At 53.1% G+C, this 17,445-nt stretch carries 15 protein-coding genes; 3 read left to right on the top strand and 12 right to left on the bottom strand.

The features are described from left to right. Positions 1–49: 49 nt before the first annotated feature. The 10 genes from L1X57_RS11695 to nrdR form a co-directional block, all read right to left on the bottom strand. Positions 50–2,215 carry a methyl-accepting chemotaxis protein gene (locus L1X57_RS11695; protein WP_009721759.1) on the bottom strand — a complete coding sequence of 722 codons (2,166 nt, stop codon included), beginning with the start codon at positions 2,213–2,215 and terminating at the stop codon, positions 50–52. A gap of 148 nt (positions 2,216–2,363) precedes the next feature. Then, positions 2,364–4,823 (bottom strand): endopeptidase La, encoded by a 2,460-nt coding sequence (gene lon, locus L1X57_RS11690; RefSeq protein ID WP_009721758.1) that lies wholly within the window; start codon positions 4,821–4,823, stop codon positions 2,364–2,366. Positions 4,824–4,995: 172 nt separating this feature from the next. Continuing rightward, complete coding sequence (locus L1X57_RS11685) at positions 4,996–6,249, bottom strand: DUF945 family protein (RefSeq protein ID WP_009721757.1); 1,254 nt, start codon at positions 6,247–6,249, stop codon at positions 4,996–4,998. A gap of 130 nt (positions 6,250–6,379) precedes the next feature. Then, positions 6,380–6,853: a phosphatidylglycerophosphatase A family protein gene (locus L1X57_RS11680; protein ID WP_009721756.1), complete on the bottom strand. Its 474-nt coding sequence runs from the start codon at positions 6,851–6,853 to the stop codon at positions 6,380–6,382. Further along, positions 6,850–7,827, bottom strand: a complete 978-nt coding sequence (gene thiL, locus L1X57_RS11675) for a thiamine-phosphate kinase (protein WP_009721755.1) — start codon at positions 7,825–7,827, stop codon at positions 6,850–6,852. The genes L1X57_RS11680 and thiL overlap by 4 nt, the downstream gene beginning before the upstream one ends. A gap of 35 nt (positions 7,828–7,862) precedes the next feature. After that, a complete protein-coding gene (gene nusB, locus L1X57_RS11670; RefSeq protein ID WP_009721754.1) occupies positions 7,863–8,366 on the bottom strand; it encodes a transcription antitermination factor NusB in 504 nt (167 codons plus the stop codon). Then, positions 8,363–8,851: a 6,7-dimethyl-8-ribityllumazine synthase gene (ribH, locus tag L1X57_RS11665; RefSeq protein ID WP_009721753.1), complete on the bottom strand. Its 489-nt coding sequence runs from the start codon at positions 8,849–8,851 to the stop codon at positions 8,363–8,365. Before ribH ends, nusB begins: the two co-directional genes overlap by 4 nt. A 4-nt stretch (positions 8,852–8,855) precedes the next feature. Continuing rightward, complete coding sequence (ribBA, locus tag L1X57_RS11660) at positions 8,856–10,022, bottom strand: bifunctional 3,4-dihydroxy-2-butanone-4-phosphate synthase/GTP cyclohydrolase II (RefSeq protein WP_009721752.1); 1,167 nt, start codon at positions 10,020–10,022, stop codon at positions 8,856–8,858. Between the two features lie 72 nt (positions 10,023–10,094). Then, positions 10,095–11,261 carry a bifunctional diaminohydroxyphosphoribosylaminopyrimidine deaminase/5-amino-6-(5-phosphoribosylamino)uracil reductase RibD gene (gene ribD / locus L1X57_RS11655; protein WP_234667728.1) on the bottom strand — a complete coding sequence of 389 codons (1,167 nt, stop codon included), beginning with the start codon at positions 11,259–11,261 and terminating at the stop codon, positions 10,095–10,097. Next, a complete protein-coding gene (gene nrdR, locus L1X57_RS11650) occupies positions 11,261–11,764 on the bottom strand; it encodes a transcriptional regulator NrdR (RefSeq protein ID WP_009721749.1) in 504 nt (167 codons plus the stop codon). Before nrdR ends, ribD begins: the two co-directional genes overlap by 1 nt. 237 nt (positions 11,765–12,001) lie before the next feature. Between nrdR and L1X57_RS11645 the strand changes: the two genes are divergently transcribed. The 3 genes from L1X57_RS11645 to dsbG all read left to right on the top strand — a co-directional run bounded on the left by L1X57_RS11645 (position 12,002) and on the right by dsbG (position 15,543). Beyond that, entirely contained in the window at positions 12,002–13,771 is a 1,770-nt protein-coding gene (locus tag L1X57_RS11645) for a sugar phosphorylase (RefSeq protein ID WP_009721748.1), read from the top strand. 105 nt (positions 13,772–13,876) lie between these two features. Beyond that, positions 13,877–14,692: a TlpA family protein disulfide reductase gene (locus L1X57_RS11640; protein ID WP_009721747.1), complete on the top strand. Its 816-nt coding sequence runs from the start codon at positions 13,877–13,879 to the stop codon at positions 14,690–14,692. A gap of 71 nt (positions 14,693–14,763) precedes the next feature. Next, positions 14,764–15,543 carry a thiol:disulfide interchange protein DsbG gene (dsbG, locus tag L1X57_RS11635; RefSeq protein ID WP_009721746.1) on the top strand — a complete coding sequence of 260 codons (780 nt, stop codon included), beginning with the start codon at positions 14,764–14,766 and terminating at the stop codon, positions 15,541–15,543. Between the two features lie 132 nt (positions 15,544–15,675). Here dsbG and L1X57_RS11630 read toward each other — a convergent pair whose 3' ends face one another. After that, a complete protein-coding gene (locus L1X57_RS11630; RefSeq protein WP_009721745.1) occupies positions 15,676–16,731 on the bottom strand; it encodes a c-type cytochrome in 1,056 nt (351 codons plus the stop codon). Further along, entirely contained in the window at positions 16,728–17,423 is a 696-nt protein-coding gene (locus tag L1X57_RS11625) for a c-type cytochrome (protein WP_009721744.1), read from the bottom strand. The genes L1X57_RS11630 and L1X57_RS11625 overlap by 4 nt, the downstream gene beginning before the upstream one ends. Between the last annotated feature and the right edge of the window lie 22 nt (positions 17,424–17,445).

Below are 17,445 nucleotides of genomic sequence, written 5' to 3'. Positions count from 1 at the left end.
TGGTGAGAGTAACCGCCGTGCCCTATTCGTAAGCGTCTTTTCGTCAGAGTTAAAACGTCTCCCACTGTGCAGGGTGCTCTTGACTAGCCAACCCTTGTGCCGCAGCACCTCCCCCGGAAGGAAGTTTCAGTGACGCTTTACGCTGCGCTTGATTAACCTGCTGTAGCTTTTCCCGGGCAGAATGGACATTTTCTTCCTGAGCACCTTCCAAACGGAAGGCATCCACTACATTCGCCAGCTCAAACGTCTCTAGCGCTAAATTATCGGCAGAGGCCGCGATGGTTTGTACTTTGGTGGCATTTTGCTGAGTAACATTGTCCATCTCAGCAATCGCGGAATTAATTTGGCCAATGCCGCTGCTCTGCTCGCTCGAGGCGGTGCTAATCGACTCCATAAGTTCACTGACACGGCTGACCTGCTGCATCACATTGTCGATGGCACGTTCTGCCTGCTCAACCGCGCCGCGCCCGCCGCTGACCTCTTGTGTCGTGCTATCGATCATCTTGCGAATTTCTTGGGCCGCATCCGCACTGCGGCTTGCCAAATTGCGCACTTCACTAGCTACAACCGCAAAGCCTCGGCCATGCTCACCGGCACGTGCGGCTTCGACCGATGCATTGAGCGCCAGGATATTCGTTTGGAAAGCGATTCCGTCAATGACGCCTATCATCTCCGCCATTTTTTCAGCACTTTGGGCAATACGCTGCATTCTTGCGACCAACTGCTGCATTTGCTCTCGGGTATCCCGGGTGCTTGAGGCATTCTGCACCGCCAGCTCCGTCGCTTGGCGGGCATTCTCAGTATTTTGCTGCACCGTGGAAGTCATCTCTTCCATGCTAGAGGCCGTTTGCTGCAGTGACGACGCCTGCTGTTCGGTACGTGAAGCAAGCTCTTCATTTTCTGCGGCAATTTGCTGAACAGCAGGTGTGACAACCGATACCCGATGTTCTACGTCACCAACAATGCTGGCTAAACTAAAGCGCATGGTATCCAACGAATAAAGCAGTTCACCCAGTTCGTCTTTAGTTTCACGACGCTCCCGCGCAGCCAAATTTCCTGCTGCAATCTGGAAAGTAATATGCCGCGCCCCTTCCACACTGCGCAGCACTGACCTTAAAATCACCGTGCTGAGACCTACCATCAACAGCAAGCCGAGAACCATCAACGCCACTTGGGCAATCAACATTTGCTGACGCCCCTGCCGCGCCTGCCCCACCAGCGCTTCAGCACTTGCCCGTTCATCGCTGACTAACTGGCTACTGCCCTCTCTTAGCTGCTCGGTGGTAGGCTGTACGCCGTCGTTAAAGGCTTCGAAAGCGGCAAAGCCATTTGCGTCGCTGATCGCCGTTATAGTGGTATCGACACTGCTTCTCCAGGCCGTCAAACCCGCACCAAAGGCTTGTAAGCGCTCTGCACTAGAATTGCTGTCGGTAAGATACTCGCTCCAAAGCGTTTGTATTGACTGGGAGTACTCGCTCACTGACGCGGCAACCGCTTCAACATCAACCCGACGGGGATTGCGCACAGCAGGTTCCAATTGGGTAACAACCTGACCAATTTGACGCTCTAACCGTTGAAGATTAGCGACAGCTTCTAATCCTGAACGATTTAACGTGTCCAGGCGTTCACCAGACACCATCAAGCCATACATCCCCAAACCGCCAGCTAGCCCCAGCAGAATAAGTGACGCCACCACCATGCCCGTTAACTTAGCTTTTAGGCTGTTAAACTGAAAGCGGGCAAAAAAGCCTCCCACACCACGGCGCTTTAATGCGCCCTGCGACAGCGTATAACGGCGTGACTTGCCTTTTTCGCGTATTTCTTTATAGACGGTTTCAGCCAGCGCAATACTATGAGCCGGTGCTTTGCGCCGCAACGAGGTGTACCCTACGATACGGTCGCCATCTCTGAGCGGGGCCACGCTAGCACTGACCCAATAATGATCGCCGTTTTTACGACGATTTTTAACCGTCCCCTGCCAAGTCGCACCTGACTGTATGGTTTTCCAGAAGTCTGCATAGGCTGCTTCCGGCATATCTGGGTGGCGAATTAAGTTGTGGGGAGCTCCCATCAATTCATCGCGGGTATAGCCGCTTACCTCGACAAACGCTGCATTCGCGTAGGTCACGTTACCCTTCAAATCTGAACGTGAAATCAGCACAGTCTCATCGTCGAGCGTGTACTCACGCTGAGTGACGGGTTGGTTATTGCGCATGCAGAGACTCCCCTCGGGACTTTTAATTTTGGTTTGCTTCTATTATCTCGCGTCTCAAGGGAATTTAACCTCTGAATAACTATGCAAAAGCGCCGCACTCTTCGGTGCGGCGCTTTAACCATGCGTTTTTTACGTTCGAATGAAGTACCTACGTGAATACGACGTTGGCCACATCACGATAGCGGTTCGCAAAATGAACCGTCATTCCCTCTTTTAAATAATCGGGAAGCTCTTCGTAATCGCGTTTATTGGCTTCTGGCAGTATCACCTCAAAAATGTCGCTACGGCGCGCAGCGATAATCTTCTCTCGAATACCACCCACCGGTAATACTTGACCGGTTAGAGTCAGTTCGCCGGTCATCGCCAAGGGGCGATTAATTGCCTGATGCTTAGCCAGTGAAAGCAGCGCTGTAGTCATTGTGACCCCTGCCGACGGGCCATCTTTGGGCGTTGCCCCTTCTGGCACATGGAGATGCACAAAGGCTGAGTCAAAAAAATCGGCATCAGCGCCATACTCCTGCAAATGCCCCAGCGTGTAGCTATAGGCAATATTGGCAGACTCTTTCATCACATCGCCAAGCTTGCCGGTGAGTTTAAAGCCGCGATCCAACGCATGGACTTTACCTGCTTCGATAGGCAGCGTTGCTCCTCCCATGGAGGTCCAAGCAAGGCCAGTAACAACGCCTTCGCCTTTTAGCACTTTTTCTTTGCGGAATAGGGGTGCTCCCAAGAACTCTTCCAGGTTTTTGACCGAAATTTTGACTGTTTCCAGTTGCTCTTCCAGAAGCTTCACCGCTGCCTTACGGACAATACGATGCAACTGTTTTTCCAGCTGGCGTACCCCCGCTTCACGTGCATAACCATCAATGACCTGCTTGAGTGCGGCATCCGTCAAGTTGATACGCTTCTTGGGCAAGTTGTCGCGTTTCAGTAGCTTCGGCCATAGATGGTGCTTAGCGATCAGTAGCTTTTCTTCCGCGATATAACCTGAAAGACGGATCTGCTCCATACGATCAAGCAGCGGACCTGGGATAGAGTCCAGCGTATTCGCGGTGCACAAGAACAGTACTTTGGAAAGATCCATGCGTACATCGAGATAGTGATCCAGGAAGTCGACGTTTTGCTCTGGGTCTAGTACTTCAAGCAAGGCTGACGCGGGATCGCCCTGGAACGATTGGCCCAACTTATCAATCTCATCGAGCATAATCACTGGGTTTTCGACTTCAACTTCTTTGAAGGCCTGCACTAGTTTGCCTGGCATTGCGCCCACGTAGGTACGACGGTGGCCTTTAATTTCAGCCTCATCGCGCATACCGCCCACAGAGAAACGGTAAAACTCACGTCCCAGCGCTTCAGCAATAGAGCGCCCAATCGAGGTTTTACCGACCCCAGGGGGGCCTACCAGCAGCACAATCGAACCACCCACATCACCCTTGAAGGTGCCTTCGGCAAGAAACTCAACAATTCGCTCTTTCACGTCTTGTAAGCCGTCGTGATCGCGATTGAGAACTTCCCTAGCATGAGCCAAGTCGAGCTTGTCCTGACTGGTGACTCCCCAGGGCAACGAGGTTAGCCAGTCAAGATAGTTACGAGTAGTGCCGTACTCTGGCGAGCCTGTTTCTAATACGCTGAGTTTGTTGAGTTCATCATCAATACGCGCCTGGACTCGCTCGGGCACCACCAGAGACTCTAGGCGGCCCCTAAAGGTATCAACATCGTTTTCACGGTCGTCTTTGGAAATACCCAGTTCACGCTGAATAACTTTAAGCTGCTCACGCAAGAAAAACTCTCGCTGCCGCTCCTGCATTTGAGCATTCACCTGCTCACTGATTTCGCTTTGCAACTGAGCAACATCAATTTCTTTGCGTAGTAGCGGCAGGACTTTATGCATACGTTCCGCGACTGACAACGTCGCAAGCACATCCTGCAGCTCAGGACCTTTAGCAGACGTGATCGCGGCCGCGAAGTCGGTTAGCGGGCCGGGCTCATGAGGGCTGAAGCGATTGAGGTAGTGTTTTAGTTCTTCGCCATAAAGCGGGTTAATCGGCAATAACTCTTTGATGCCGTTAATAATGGCCATCGCATAGGCGCGGGTTTCTTCATTCTCGGCATCTACGGGTTCTTTGGGATAGCTTACTTCAACCAGGTAAGGCGGCTCTTTAGACAGCCAGCGCTGAATTTTAAAGCGTTTAACCCCCTGAGCAATAAACTGAATTTGTTGATCTTCGCTCTGCAGTTTATGTACTTTGACCGCCGTGCCAATCTCGGGAAAATCGTCATGACCTAACGACTCAACACCTTGTTCACCAACAAAGGCAACACCGATGGTGTGATGAGGTGTATTACCTACCCGACGCATGGTTTCTTCCCAACGCTCGCGGTTGATCACCAGCGGCTGCACTTGAGCAGGAAAAAATGGCCGATTATGGATTGGTAGTAGGTAGATACGCTCGGGAAGCATATCGCTGGCGGGCACTAACGAGTTGACTTTTTCACCGTCTGAACGATGCTCTTCACTACTCGAGGCGTCGTCTTGCTGCGCGTCGGACTCATCGTCCGTCAGCCAGTCGAGATGTTCGTGATCGCGGTCGTAATCCTGGTCGCTCATGCGCACTCCTATAGCAGTGACTAGCGGATTGATCCGCTTAGCAATGCTTAAGGAATGTGGGCACAGAGGGTGAACTTCAACCCTTGGCACCATTTGTAGCGGTTCATCTGAAGAAGGGCAACGTCTCGAGAACTCGTCGTTGTTAAGTTTAAAACGTTGAAGATTAAGGCGTTTAAGGCCAAAGCTGGGGCATCGGTCGTCCATTAACACGTAATTCGCCGCGAATAACATCAAACTCTAATTCTCGCGTGCCAAGGGGGAGGCCTAGCCAAAGCGCTGCTACGGTTGGCGCATCGTACCAAGTGAAGTCACCATCAACACGATCTAGCCAGCGAGCACGCTCTTCTGGTGTGTCTAATCCTGTTATGGTGAGTTCATCGAGCCCACGCGCATCAAAAAAGAGCGCACCATCCGCATTAACATTGATACCAAGCAGCGGGCTTTCAATAGCCACCGTCGTGATGTCTAAACGGGGGGAGTCGCTCAACACGCCCTTTAAATCGGGGGCCAAGCGCACCAGCAAGCCTTCTGCCATGGGAAGACTAGCATCGCCCCATGAGGCTTCCTGACGCAGCCGCAAGATGGTTTCGCGCACAGCATCCGCATTAAGACGTGAAAGCTCGGCTTCAATCCGCCCGCTTAACAGAGGGGTATCTGGCGCTTCGCTTGGGACGCTCACCTCACCAATAATCAATTCGCCATTGAGACGCAGCTCTTGCTCGTCGAGCACCATATGGCTGTGCACATCAAGCGGCGAAAGATAAATATCATAGGCAGGATAATGAAGCGATAACGACTCAACATGGAGGTGGTCGCGTTGAGCAAAGTGATAGGCATCATCGATGTAGGTATAACGGCTTTCAAGGGATAAAGGACCCATCGTTAGCTGGGCAGGGCCATCCGTTAGCGTTAGCTGGTCGACCAGTGCACGCAATCGCCAATCACCAAACACGCCTTCTAAACGCATTCTGGCACCGCGAACAGATAGCTCACGGCCATTTTGCTGGATAACAAAGGGGGCAAGTGCCAAACGCAGTTCACTATGACCACTTAGCGTATGGTAGCGCCCTTGCCAGCGAGGTATAGACGGGGCAGAGACCTCGCCCACTGCTTTTTGCAAAACGCTATCTAAACGGGGCAGCAGCGTTCCTTCAACGTCAGTACTTAACGCACCATGACGAGCACGGTAAGTCAGCTCTAGCCGCCACGGCCGTCCTAACAGGGGCGATAAAAGCAGCTTTCCCTGAGACGTTAACCATCCTTGACGACTCTCCGTCCGACTAACTCGCCACTCCCCTCGCGCTTCCAAATCTTCTAGTGCTTGACGAAGGCTGCGTTCAAACAAAATGCTCGATAGCAGTTGTGCCACCACCCACGCCACCGCCAAGGCTGCGAGAATAGGGACGATCAGTCGTTCCTTGCGCATGCGATCTCCTTGAACACCCCCGCGATTGGAGCCATTCGCCACCGACGTTGCGTGATCAGTTTTCAGTAATTATCTAAGTCCATTCATTATTATAAGTGGCTCAACTTCTCGTTTTTTTACAGATAGGCTATTAGTGTAGCCAAAACCATAAATGCATCGTACTCCACGCGTAGATGCCAGCCATTACGTCATCAATCATAATGCCAAATCCACCGGCAACTCGCCGGTCTGCCCAACGGATGGGCCACGGCTTGAAGACATCGAAAATACGAAAAACGATGAACCCCCATAGAGCCGCCTCCCATGAAAAGGGCACTGCCGCCATGGTTATCCAGTAGCCAACAAACTCATCCCAAACAATACCGGAGTGATCGTGTACGCCTAAGTCATGAGAGGTTTTATCGCATAACCAAACCCCAACGACAAATGCAGCGAAGACAATACCCAGATACCAGCTCAAAGGCAGGTCGGCCATCATCCAATAGAAAGGAATAGCCGCCAGAGTACCAAAGGTGCCTGGTGCCCAGGGCACCGCACCACTGCCTAAACCAAACGCAAAAAAATGGGTTGGCCGACGCCAAACGCTCGCTGGTGCTCGGTTCATGGCGCTTCCCCGCTAAAATGCTGCCATCCTTCGTAGTCACTGGCGGCAACGCCAGTCACGCCTAGCGTTTCCGTACAGCGGCCTATCACGGTCAGCGAGAGGCCACAATCGGCGAGTCGCTGCTGAGCAATAGCGAGATTATTAGGTGAGAGTGTCACCAGCAGTTCGTAGTCATCACCACCCGACAGCGCGGCTTTTATCGCACCATCGTGGCCCATCGCCTCTTGCAGTCCGGTCGCCAACGGTAGCGCGTCGACCTCTAGTACACAGCCTACTTCAGATGCCTTACGTAAGTGCGATAAATCTGCCAGCAAGCCATCCGAAATATCTAATGCCGCTGTCGCAATGCCGCGCAATGCAGCACCCGCAGCTAAACGAGGTTGAGGTAACAAATAACGGGCTAGCAGAGGGTGCGATAACTCGCGTTCGCCCTGTCGCCAAAGTGCCAGGCCACCAGCGCCACCACCCAGCGCACCGGTCACCGCAATAACATCACCGGCCTTTGCGCCTGACCGGGTTAGCGCTTGGCCGGTTGGCACTTCGCCCATCACCGTGACACCAATAGTCAGTGCCCCGGAGGTGACATCGCCACCAACCAGCGCCGTAGAATGCTGCTGGCAAAGCGTATGAAACCCTTCGGCGTAACCCGCTAACCATCGCTCGGCAGTTGCACGATCATTAAAGACGCTTTTATCAAGCGTCATTGCCATCAGGCACCAACGAGACGTCGCTCCCATGGCAGCTAAATCGCTGAGCGCCACCGCCAGCGCGCGATGCCCTATCGCGTTGGCGGGGGCATCGTGGGGGAAGTGGACGTCACTCACCGATGTATCAACGCTAACCACAAGCTGTTGACCTGCTTGGGGCACTAAAAGCGCTGCATCGTCGCCATTTTCAAGCGCTATGCCAGCTGTCGCGTGCGCCTCCTGCGGCGACATGAAGTAGCGCTGAATCAGTTCAAATTCGCCAAGCACAAAGGCCCCTTAAACGCATTATCAGGAGGCTCGCCTTACAGACGGCGAGCGCTGACCTCGGCACTTCGTAAGCGATTTGCTAGCTTATCGAGAATGCCGTTCACGTATTTATGGCCGTCGGTGGCACCAAATGATTTGGCCAGCTCAACGCCTTCGTTAATCACTACTCGGTAGGGCACTTCCATTCGCCGAGAAAGCTCGTAGGCTCCCAAGCGAAGGATGGCTAACTCAACGGCATCCAGGTCTTCTAAGCGACGGTCGAGCAACGGCGCAATTTCACGATCTAACTCCGCTTTGAATCTGACCGTGTTATGCAGCAGTTCATGAAAAAGCGCCTTATCAGCGATTTCCATTACCTTCACCCAATTTTCGTAATCTTCCAGGTCATCATCCGCTACTTGGCTGCGAAACTCAGCTTCGATAGTGGTGATTGATTTACCTGTCATTTGCCACTGGTAAATCCCCTGAACCGCTAACTCACGTGCGGCGTGGCGCCCTAGCTGCGCGGCAGAGGGCTTACGCTCACGACGTTCGCTCATTGGTTATCTCCTAACGGCAATGCACGCAGTAACGACACCATCTCCATCGCTGCCATTGCGGCTTCCGTACCTTTATTACCCGCTTTGGTGCCTGCCCGCTCAATCGCCTGCTCGATAGACTCAACGGTCAACACGCCGTTTGCTACCGGCGTATCAAACTCAAGTTGGAGGTGGTTAATGGCGGTATTGCAGCCACCCGCCACATATTCAAAATGCGGTGTGCCACCACGAATGACAGCGCCCAGCGCGATAACAGCATCGGGCTTCATGACGTTAAGTACGCGCTTTACTGCCAGCGGCAGTTCCCAAGCACCGGGTACGTGGACAAGGTGAATATTGTCCGCATCAACGCCGTGGCGTGTCAGGCTATCGATAGCACCTTCCACCAGGCTATCCACCACATGGTGGTTAAAGCGACCTACAACGATGACATAACGGCCATCGACATCCACAAAAGTGCCTTCAACTTGCGAAAGGGATTGCATCAATTTATTCCTGCTGAGAAGTTGGCTCATACGCCGTGTCATTTGGCCCCAGACGCTCGACAACTTCGAGATCAAAACCGGAGAGCGCTGAGAATTTCCACGGTGAGCTGAGTAGCCGCATTTTGCCTACCCCTAAATGGCGTAGGATTTGCGAGCCAGTACCAATCGTTAAGTAGTTACCTGAACCGTCCGAATCGCTGGTGCGAGGTTGACGCACGCGATCCAGAAAAATATCGAGTTGATCTTTCAAGTCTTGGTGAGGACGACCATCGTCAATCAGCACAAAGACACCCGCAGACGCATTGGCGATCTCTTCGAGCGCACGATGAGCATCCCAACGGCACTGTTCACCTTTCATTAACCCTACGATATCACGCAGCGTATCCGCTAAGTGAACTCGCACAGTCGTCGCCTGCTCTGGCGTCGGCTGGCCCTTCACTAACGCTAAATGGTGAGCACCTTGGATACGGTCACGGAAAACATGCAGCGCCAGCTCCCCATGGGCCGTCATTACGCTGGTAGTTTCAACCGGATCAACCGTTTGTTCATTAACGATACGATAGTGAATTAAATCAGCAATCGTGCCAATTTTAATACCATGCTTTTTAGCAAACACTTCAAGCTCAGGGCGACGCGCCATGCTGCCATCGTCATTCATGATTTCACAAATAACGCCACTAGGATCACAGCCTGCTAATGAGGCCAAATCACAGGCTGCTTCTGTATGCCCGGCACGACGCAGGACGCCACCCGGCTCGGCCATCAGCGGAAAAATATGCCCTGGCTGGACGATATCCGACGGTTTGGCATTCGCCGCCACTGCCGCTTGAACAGTGCGCGCACGATCAGCTGCTGAGATACCAGTGGTCACACCTTCGGTCGCTTCAATGGAAAGCGTAAACTTAGTGCCAAACCCAGAGCCATTGTCACGCACCATTAGCGGCAGGTTTAGCTGCTCGCAACGCTCGCGAGTCATTGGCATGCAAATGAGCCCACAGGCATAGCGCGCCATGAAGTTGATATGCTCGGCCTGAACTTTTTCGGCCGCCATGATGATATCACCTTCGTTTTCGCGATCCTCATCATCCATGAGAATCACCATTTTGCCCTGGCGGATATCTTCCACCAGCTCAGCGATAGGGGACAAACCCTCTGAAGAGGAATGCGCCATGGAATCTCCAAAATAAGTGGTCGCAATACATGCGATTTCGCGCGTCAGGGTACCTTGCTCTGGCCCCGCGCGCTAGTCAGTGCGCGGTTCCGCGATTATTCGCCAGTCACTCCCAACAGCTCGAATTTCTTTGATAGTCAAACGCTTTTGGTCGGCCATGCGGGTCATGCCGGGCAACGCAAATAGTGGTCGCGCCTCGCCTCCCAAAAGCGTAGGGGCGACAAATAGCTGCAGCTCATCCACCATATTCGCATCTAACAGCGCGCCTGCTAGGGTAGCGCCGGTTTCAACGAGCAGCTCATTGACCTGCTCATGTTCGGCCAACCAGCACAACATATCCGCGAGGTCGATTCGACCTTCTTGAGCCGCAGGCAGCACCTTAATATCAGCGCCCGCAGCTTCCAGCTTTTGGCGTTTTTCTTCACTGTGGTGTTCGGTGGTAATAATCAGCGTGCGGCCTGGTTCACGAAGGCAAGCTGCCGCTAGCGGTAACCGCAGGCGCGAGTCCAAAATGACGCGCAGCGGCTGCCGCTGACTTACCGCATCCGCGTTATCGAGCGCCAGCTGATTCGCGCGCACTGTTAGCCGAGAATCATCCATAATAACGGACTCAACACCGCTTAAAATAGCGCTTGAGCGTGCCCGCAAACGCTGCACTTGGCTACGGGCTTCTGGGCCGGTAATCCATTGCGACTCTCCAGACCCCATGGCGGTACGGCCATCCAAACTCATGGCCATTTTTAAGCGTACAAAGGGGCGTTTGTGCTGCATACGGGAAATAAAGCCAGGATTTAGCGCACAGGCATCTTGTTCCAACAGCCCAACATCTACCTGAATCCCCGCTTCCCGGAGCCGATTGATACCGCGTCCACTAACGCAAGGGTTAGGGTCAACCATTGCCACGACCACACGGGCCACTTGGGCATCCGCTAACGCAACGGCACAAGGGCCAGTGCGTCCTGTATGGGAACAAGGTTCTAACGTGACATAAGCCGTTGCGCCTTTTGCCTTAGCACCAGCGGCGTTAAGTGCGTGAATTTCTGCATGAGGTTCGCCAGCACGGAGGTGAAAGCCCTCGCCAACCACTTGCCCTTCCGCGTGTTGATCGTAGCGGACAATAACACAGCCCACCCGGGGGTTGGGGTCTGTTGTATACAGCCCTTTCGCCGCCAATTGCAGAGCACGCGCCATAAATTGATGATCAGCGCTGGTAAAGCCTCTCTCCGTCAACTCGTTCATCAAGCCTCTCCGCGATCTGGGCCGCTGTAGGCTGATGTCGGATGATCGCCTGGATCTTGAGAAAGACGGTCTATCTCGGCGCGAAATTCGTCTAGATCCTGAAACTTACGATATACCGATGCAAAGCGAATATACGCCACCTGATCCAGGTTGCTTAATGCCTTCATGACGGCTTCACCGATATCCCGCGCATTAACTTCGCGATCCCCACGGGCACGAAGCGATTGGCGAATACGCTCAACGGCGGCCTCTATTGCCTCGGCACTTACCGGACGCTTTTCAAGCGCTCGCAGCATGCCTGCACGCAGCTTGCCCTCGTTAAACGTTTCACGTGAGCCGTCGGATTTCACGACCCTCGGCATGATGAGTTCTGCGGTCTCATACGTGGTGAAGCGTTCTTGGCAGCTAGCGCATTGGCGACGACGGCGCACCTGGTCACCGTCGGCTACCAGCCGCGAGTCGGTCACTCGAGTATCATTAGCACCACAAAAAGGGCAATGCATGGCAGTCAACCTGTTGTCAGTACGTGCAGCGTGTCAGCCTGTGCGGATAACGGCACATATAAGCATATTATGAACTATTATTAGCAGCGGAGTAGCCACGCGCTACAACGACATGCAGTTTAAGGGCGCTTGCAAGCAAAAATAGTCGCTTCTTTAAACGCGGCGTTAACCTAGCATTGTAACGATTTGGCACACAAGCTGCAGCGTTTGTCGTAGGTTGTTTAAGAGGACTCCCCTATGACCCCATTTGAGCAGACGGTCCATCAATTCCTTTCGCACCTCTACGGCCCCCGCGCCAGCGAGATACAGCGCCGCATTGGTCAACACATTGAGCACTTTCGCCGTGCGTCACAGGCGCCAGCCACAACACAAAATATGGCGGCTGAAAGCGGTAACGCACCAACATGGAGCGAAAAAGATCAGTGGGTCATTAGTTACGGTGATTCCATTGTGGCAGAGGAAACGCCCCCACTTGCTGTGCTTAATGAGTTTCTTCAACGCTATTTGGGCGAGCGCATTAGCGGCGTGCATGTACTGCCTTTTTTTCCTTGGAGTAGCGATGATGGCTTCTCAGTCATTCATTACCGTGAGGTTAATCCAGAGCTAGGTGATTGGGAGCACATTCGCGAGCTAGCCAGCCACTATGACGTCATGGCCGACTTAGTGCTTAATCACGTATCTCGTGAGTCACTGTGGTTTGTAGATTATCTAACCGGCAGCCTGCCAGGTCGTGATTACTTTATTGAAGCAGACCCAGAAACCGATGTTTCTGACGTTATTCGGCCACGCAGCAGCCCATTGCTAGTGCCCATTTCCACGCGCCGAGGCACTCGCCATGTATGGGCGACATTTTCAGAAGATCAGATTGATTTAAACTTTGAAAATCCTGATGTATTGCTAGAGTTTGTTGGCATTTTGCTGTTTTACCTTCAACAGGGCGTGCGCATCATTCGCCTGGATGCGATAGCGTTTTTATGGAAGCGCCTGGGAACATCTTGCATCCACCTCCCTGAAACCCATACGGTTGTCCGTTTACTGCGCGCCATTGTGGATGAAATATCGCCTGGCACGCTGATAATTACCGAGACCAATGTCCCTCACGCAGAAAACATCAGTTACTTTGGCCTAGAACGGTTAGCCAATGGGGCGCCTGACGAAGCCCATATGGTCTATCAATTTGCCCTACCACCACTGCTATTGCATACACTCACCCGCGGTGAAGCCACTACCCTTCAAACATGGCTTTCCAGCCTGCCGATACTGCCCAGACACTGCACCTATTTAAACTTCACAGCGAGCCATGATGGTATTGGTGTGCGTCCTTTAGAAGGGCTGCTCCCGGACCATGAACGAGATGCGCTGCTAGAGCTGATGCATCGCTTTGGTGGCTTTGTCAGTATGCGCAGCAATCCCGATGGTAGTGACTCGCCCTATGAGATCAACATTACCTGGTTTGAGGCCATGCGCGGCACGCGTAGAGGACCAGATCCCTGGCAAATTGCCCGCTTCCTTTGCAGCCAGGCCATTATGCTCACGCTTCAGGGCATTCCCGCCCTCTATATTCATACACTGACCGGCACCCTTAACGATGTTGAAGGGGTGGAACGCAGCGGCCGTTTACGTTCAATTAATCGCCGCCGTTGGCAGCGTGACGAATTAGCCCTGTTACTTGAAAGCCCTTCAACACCAACCCACGATGTTTTTCATGCCCTTAGCCGCCTGTTGGAGCTACGGCGGGTAGAACCCTGCTTTCACCCCAACGCCACACAGCGCGTACTGCCCACACCTCCTGAATTGTTAGCCATTGAGCGAGGACCACTCAGTGACGGCCGCCGCCTGCTTGCCCTGTTTAATGTCACCGACACGCTGCTGCCATTAGATAGTGTGGGAGAAGCACTTGAGCAGGCGCTTAGCCAACATGTTTGGCGTGCTTTAGACATGCAACCCCCCGGAGAGGAAACCGCGCTACCGCCCTATGCAATAAGATGGATGGTGGCAGACACATGAAAGAGGCATTGCGGCATAACGTCTCAGCAATAGGTAATATAATCGTCAAATAATCGACTACTGTGATACTGCAGCATTCATCATTAACTGAGATAACGGTTAACTATGCTGCAGCAAAGTATCGCAATTGGTCCCCTGGGCTTCAGTCTTCATCAACTTGTGTTTGTCATGGCTTTTTTGATGGCACTTATGGTGGGGGCGATACTAGGGCGGCGGCACAATGTAGCGGTGAGCGATACGCTCATAACGGTATTTTTTATCGCCTTTATCGCCGCACGGGCAGTGTTTGTTGTGCGTTACTGGGGAGCGTATGACGGCATTATTTCCCGGCTAGATATTCGTGACGGCGGCTTTAATTTAGCGGGCGGCATGATGGCTGGACTTGGCTACGCAAGCTGGGTTCTGTGGCGCTCTTCACACCAACGCTGGCCGTTAGGAGGTGCCTTGCTAGCGGGTTGCCTTACATGGGGAATTATAGTCGGCAGCACTGCCTTAATTGAACAACAGGCGCGCCCTCTCCCAGACACTCCGTTAGTCGACCTAAGTGGCCAACCTACCAGCCTGCCTCAATTTGCCAACCAGACGCAGCAGCCTATTGTCGTTAATCTTTGGGCAAGCTGGTGTCCTCCTTGTATTCGAGAAATGCCGGTTTTTGAAGAAGCACAAAATACCGAACAAGGCATTACCTTTGTGTTCGTTAACCAAGGGGAAAACGCCCAGCATATTGAAGCGTTTATGAGCCAACATGACCTTTCACTGGATAATGTGTGGCTTGACCAACGCAATGCACTGGGGAAGGCAACGGGCGCCCATGCTATGCCCACCACCCTTTTTTACAGCGCAGAAGGAAAGCTCGTTAACACGCATTTTGGCGAATTTTCCCATGCAACCCTTCAACAAGGCTTGGAACGTTTGCGCTGAGGCAGCCTCTTACCTTGGCTCATGACGACATCGATTTACATTGCGTATCTTTTATACATAAGGACATACTTATGAAACACTTCTCCCTGTCTCGTTTAAGCAGCTTGTTACTATTAACAAGCATTGGCACCACCTCGGCTGGCTATGCCGAAGAGCTGCCGGCACCGGTTCAAGCACTAGCCAACCAAGGGCTGACGATTCACGGCCAGTTTGAGGCGCCAGGAGGCATACGTGGTTACGGTGCTAGCGTGCAGGGCCAGGATATGGCGATTTATTTAACCCCTGATGGCGACCATGCCATTATCGGCACGCTGATGGATAGCCAGGGTAACGACCTCACCGAAGCACAGCTAGATGAGCATGTTCGCGTGCCGCTGGAAGCGCAAACCTGGGAGTTGCTAGAAGAGAGCCACTGGATTCAGGACGGCGATGAAAACGCGCCACGGGTAATCTACACGTTTACCGATGCCAACTGCCCTTACTGTCGCCAGCTGTGGCAACAAAGCCGACCCTGGGTAGAAGCAGGTGACGTACAACTGCGCCATATTATGGTGGGCATCCTGGCGCCGAACAGCCCCGCCCTGGCAGCCACACTGCTAGGTGCAGACGACCCTTCTGCCGCGTTGCATGACCACAGCAAAGGCGATGCGCTTTCAGCGAGCGCCCAGCCTAGAGATATTGAAGAGCAAGTGTATGCGAACAACCAGCTTTTTGAGGAGCTAGGCCTATACGCTACGCCCACCAGCGCCTTCCAGCGCGAAACGGACAGTGGCGATTTACGTATCGACCGAATTCAAGGCTTGCCAAGCAACGAGCGCTTAATTGAGATGATGGGCAGTGAATCGCCTTAGTGCAGGCAATGTAGCTAGGCTCTAAAGCTCCCGGCCAAAAACCTCATATCAATAATTAGCCCGTGGTGTCATACCACCGCGGGCTAATATTTTCTCCTGATCCGATGCTTTGGTCGCTGCTCGTCAAACAGATTACTCGCCTGACAGGTTCTCAAAACGGGGCATCCCCACATTCCAAGGTTCGATGTCGCCTTTTTCACCAAAGTTAGCATGATCACCAAGCACGTGGCCGTCATGCTTCCGGGTTTGCCCATACAGCGAACGTTTATGGAAAGTAGGCCCAAAGCGCTCAGCGGTTTCGGCAACATCTCCTGTGTAACGGGGGTCTTGCGGACGCTCTTGGCTACTCATGTAATACGCAATATCCCAGGCATCCTGGTCACTTAACGAACGCGGCTGACCTAAAGGCATATTGTTGTAAATAAACCCAGCGGCGGTATCAACCCTGACGATGCCTGCGCCCCAATTATTAGAGCCATCCCCCCAGAGTGCTGGGAAAACATACTCGCCATTCTCATAGTGCCCAGAGCCGTCCTCTTGGTGACAAATGGCGCAATTTTCTTGGTACGCTGCTTCGCCGCGAGCGTAATCAGGGGCTTCATCTGGCTCATCTGGCGCAGGAAAACCGCGGCCATAAATAGGCTGACTGGGGTACATTGGCGCACCAGTAGCCAGCCATTGGTGATAAGCGCTCAGTGCGAGCATCTCATCACTGCCATACTCAGGTGGCGTTCCATTCATTGAGTAAGCAAAGCAGCCAGCAATGCGTTCCTCAAGATTGTTAACGTGCTGATTTTTACCCCTGAAGTCGGGAAGCGTGACTGCCGCTGCCCAAACCGGTGCACTAAACGGCTGACGCCCCTCACCTAGGTGGCAACTAGAGCAGTTCATATCGTTATAAACATTTTCACCACGTAGCTGCTGAGTATTGGTGAACAACTCGTAGCCATACCGAATAACTTTTTTTAGCTCTGGATGAATGTCGGCGTCTTCCAGGTCTGCCATAGTCGGCGGAACATGGACAAGCTCGCCCTCCTGCGGCGCAGGGAAGCCAAGTTCCACTAACCCCTGGTAGGTCGCTTCGCTTGACGGGACGGCATCATTTGCAGCGAAGGCGCTGACGACGATGCCGGTGGCTAACGAACAACCTGTTAGCGCTAACACGAGACGCTTTTTACGCAAATTCATTGTGCTGTCCCCCCTTCTTCGCTGTCAGTTTGAGCGCTAACATCCTGGGTGGCATACCACGCTGACACCGCCTGGATATCCTCGTCACTCATACGCTTGGCAATAGCCCCCATCAAATGCTGAGGATCATTACTGCGCTCATCATTTTGCCAAGCATGCAGCTGGTTGCTTATGTAACCTGCGTGCTGGCTTGCAATACCGGGAAATTCTTCGCCGACGCCCTTGCCACCCGGGCCGTGACAGCTTTTACATGACACAATATAGGCATCCCAATCGCCACGCTCTGCCAGTTGTTCGCCGCGGGTTAATAGCGCCTCGTCAGCATCATCGCCACCTTGGCCAAGCGTGATAGGCATTTCGCTATAATAAGCAGCAACGTCAACTATTTGCTGGTCATTGAGCATGTTAGCAAAGGGCATCATGGTGGCGTTTTGGCGACGCCCCTCTTTAAAATCGTGTAGCTGCTTAATGATGTAATCGGCATTTAGCCCAGCCAAACGCGGCCACGATTCGCCTCCAGGTATATTCATCCCGCTGCCATTAGCTTGATGACAGGCAATACAAGTTGCCGCGGCAGCTTGGCCGCGCTCGGCATCCCCCGTTTCGGCAAAGGCAGTCGCAGCGAAAGCGCTGGCACCCACAAGACTGGCCCCCATTAGCAAGCTAAGCTTGCCCCACTGTTTTTTATTCATATCTCCCCCTGACTGCTGGTCG

Origin of the sequence: Halomonas sp. TD01, assembly GCF_923868895.1 — a bacterium.
In the GTDB taxonomy this organism is placed as follows: domain Bacteria; phylum Pseudomonadota; class Gammaproteobacteria; order Pseudomonadales; family Halomonadaceae; genus Vreelandella.
Note: the sequence above shows the minus strand (reverse complement) of the source record. Positions and strands in the feature narration are given on the sequence as shown.

What these genes read in the sequence shown, in the direction of transcription:
- L1X57_RS11695 (WP_009721759.1), bottom strand. Translation starts at nt 2,215, where the DNA reads ATGCGCAATAACCAACCCGTCACTCAGCGTGAGTACACGCTCGACGAT.
- lon (WP_009721758.1), bottom strand. Translation starts at nt 4,823, where the DNA reads ATGAGCGACCAGGATTACGACCGCGATCACGAACATCTCGACTGGCTG.
- L1X57_RS11685 (WP_009721757.1), bottom strand. Translation starts at nt 6,249, where the DNA reads ATGCGCAAGGAACGACTGATCGTCCCTATTCTCGCAGCCTTGGCGGTG.
- L1X57_RS11680 (WP_009721756.1), bottom strand. Translation starts at nt 6,853, where the DNA reads ATGAACCGAGCACCAGCGAGCGTTTGGCGTCGGCCAACCCATTTTTTT.
- nusB (WP_009721754.1), bottom strand. Translation starts at nt 8,366, where the DNA reads ATGAGCGAACGTCGTGAGCGTAAGCCCTCTGCCGCGCAGCTAGGGCGC.
- ribH (WP_009721753.1), bottom strand. Translation starts at nt 8,851, where the DNA reads ATGCAATCCCTTTCGCAAGTTGAAGGCACTTTTGTGGATGTCGATGGC.
- ribBA (WP_009721752.1), bottom strand. Translation starts at nt 10,022, where the DNA reads ATGGCGCATTCCTCTTCAGAGGGTTTGTCCCCTATCGCTGAGCTGGTG.
- ribD (WP_234667728.1), bottom strand. Translation starts at nt 11,261, where the DNA reads ATGAACGAGTTGACGGAGAGAGGCTTTACCAGCGCTGATCATCAATTT.
- nrdR (WP_009721749.1), bottom strand. Translation starts at nt 11,764, where the DNA reads ATGCATTGCCCTTTTTGTGGTGCTAATGATACTCGAGTGACCGACTCG.
- L1X57_RS11645 (WP_009721748.1), top strand. Translation starts at nt 12,002, where the DNA reads ATGACCCCATTTGAGCAGACGGTCCATCAATTCCTTTCGCACCTCTAC.
- L1X57_RS11640 (WP_009721747.1), top strand. Translation starts at nt 13,877, where the DNA reads ATGCTGCAGCAAAGTATCGCAATTGGTCCCCTGGGCTTCAGTCTTCAT.
- dsbG (WP_009721746.1), top strand. Translation starts at nt 14,764, where the DNA reads ATGAAACACTTCTCCCTGTCTCGTTTAAGCAGCTTGTTACTATTAACA.
- L1X57_RS11630 (WP_009721745.1), bottom strand. Translation starts at nt 16,731, where the DNA reads ATGAATTTGCGTAAAAAGCGTCTCGTGTTAGCGCTAACAGGTTGTTCG.
- L1X57_RS11625 (WP_009721744.1), bottom strand. Translation starts at nt 17,423, where the DNA reads ATGAATAAAAAACAGTGGGGCAAGCTTAGCTTGCTAATGGGGGCCAGT.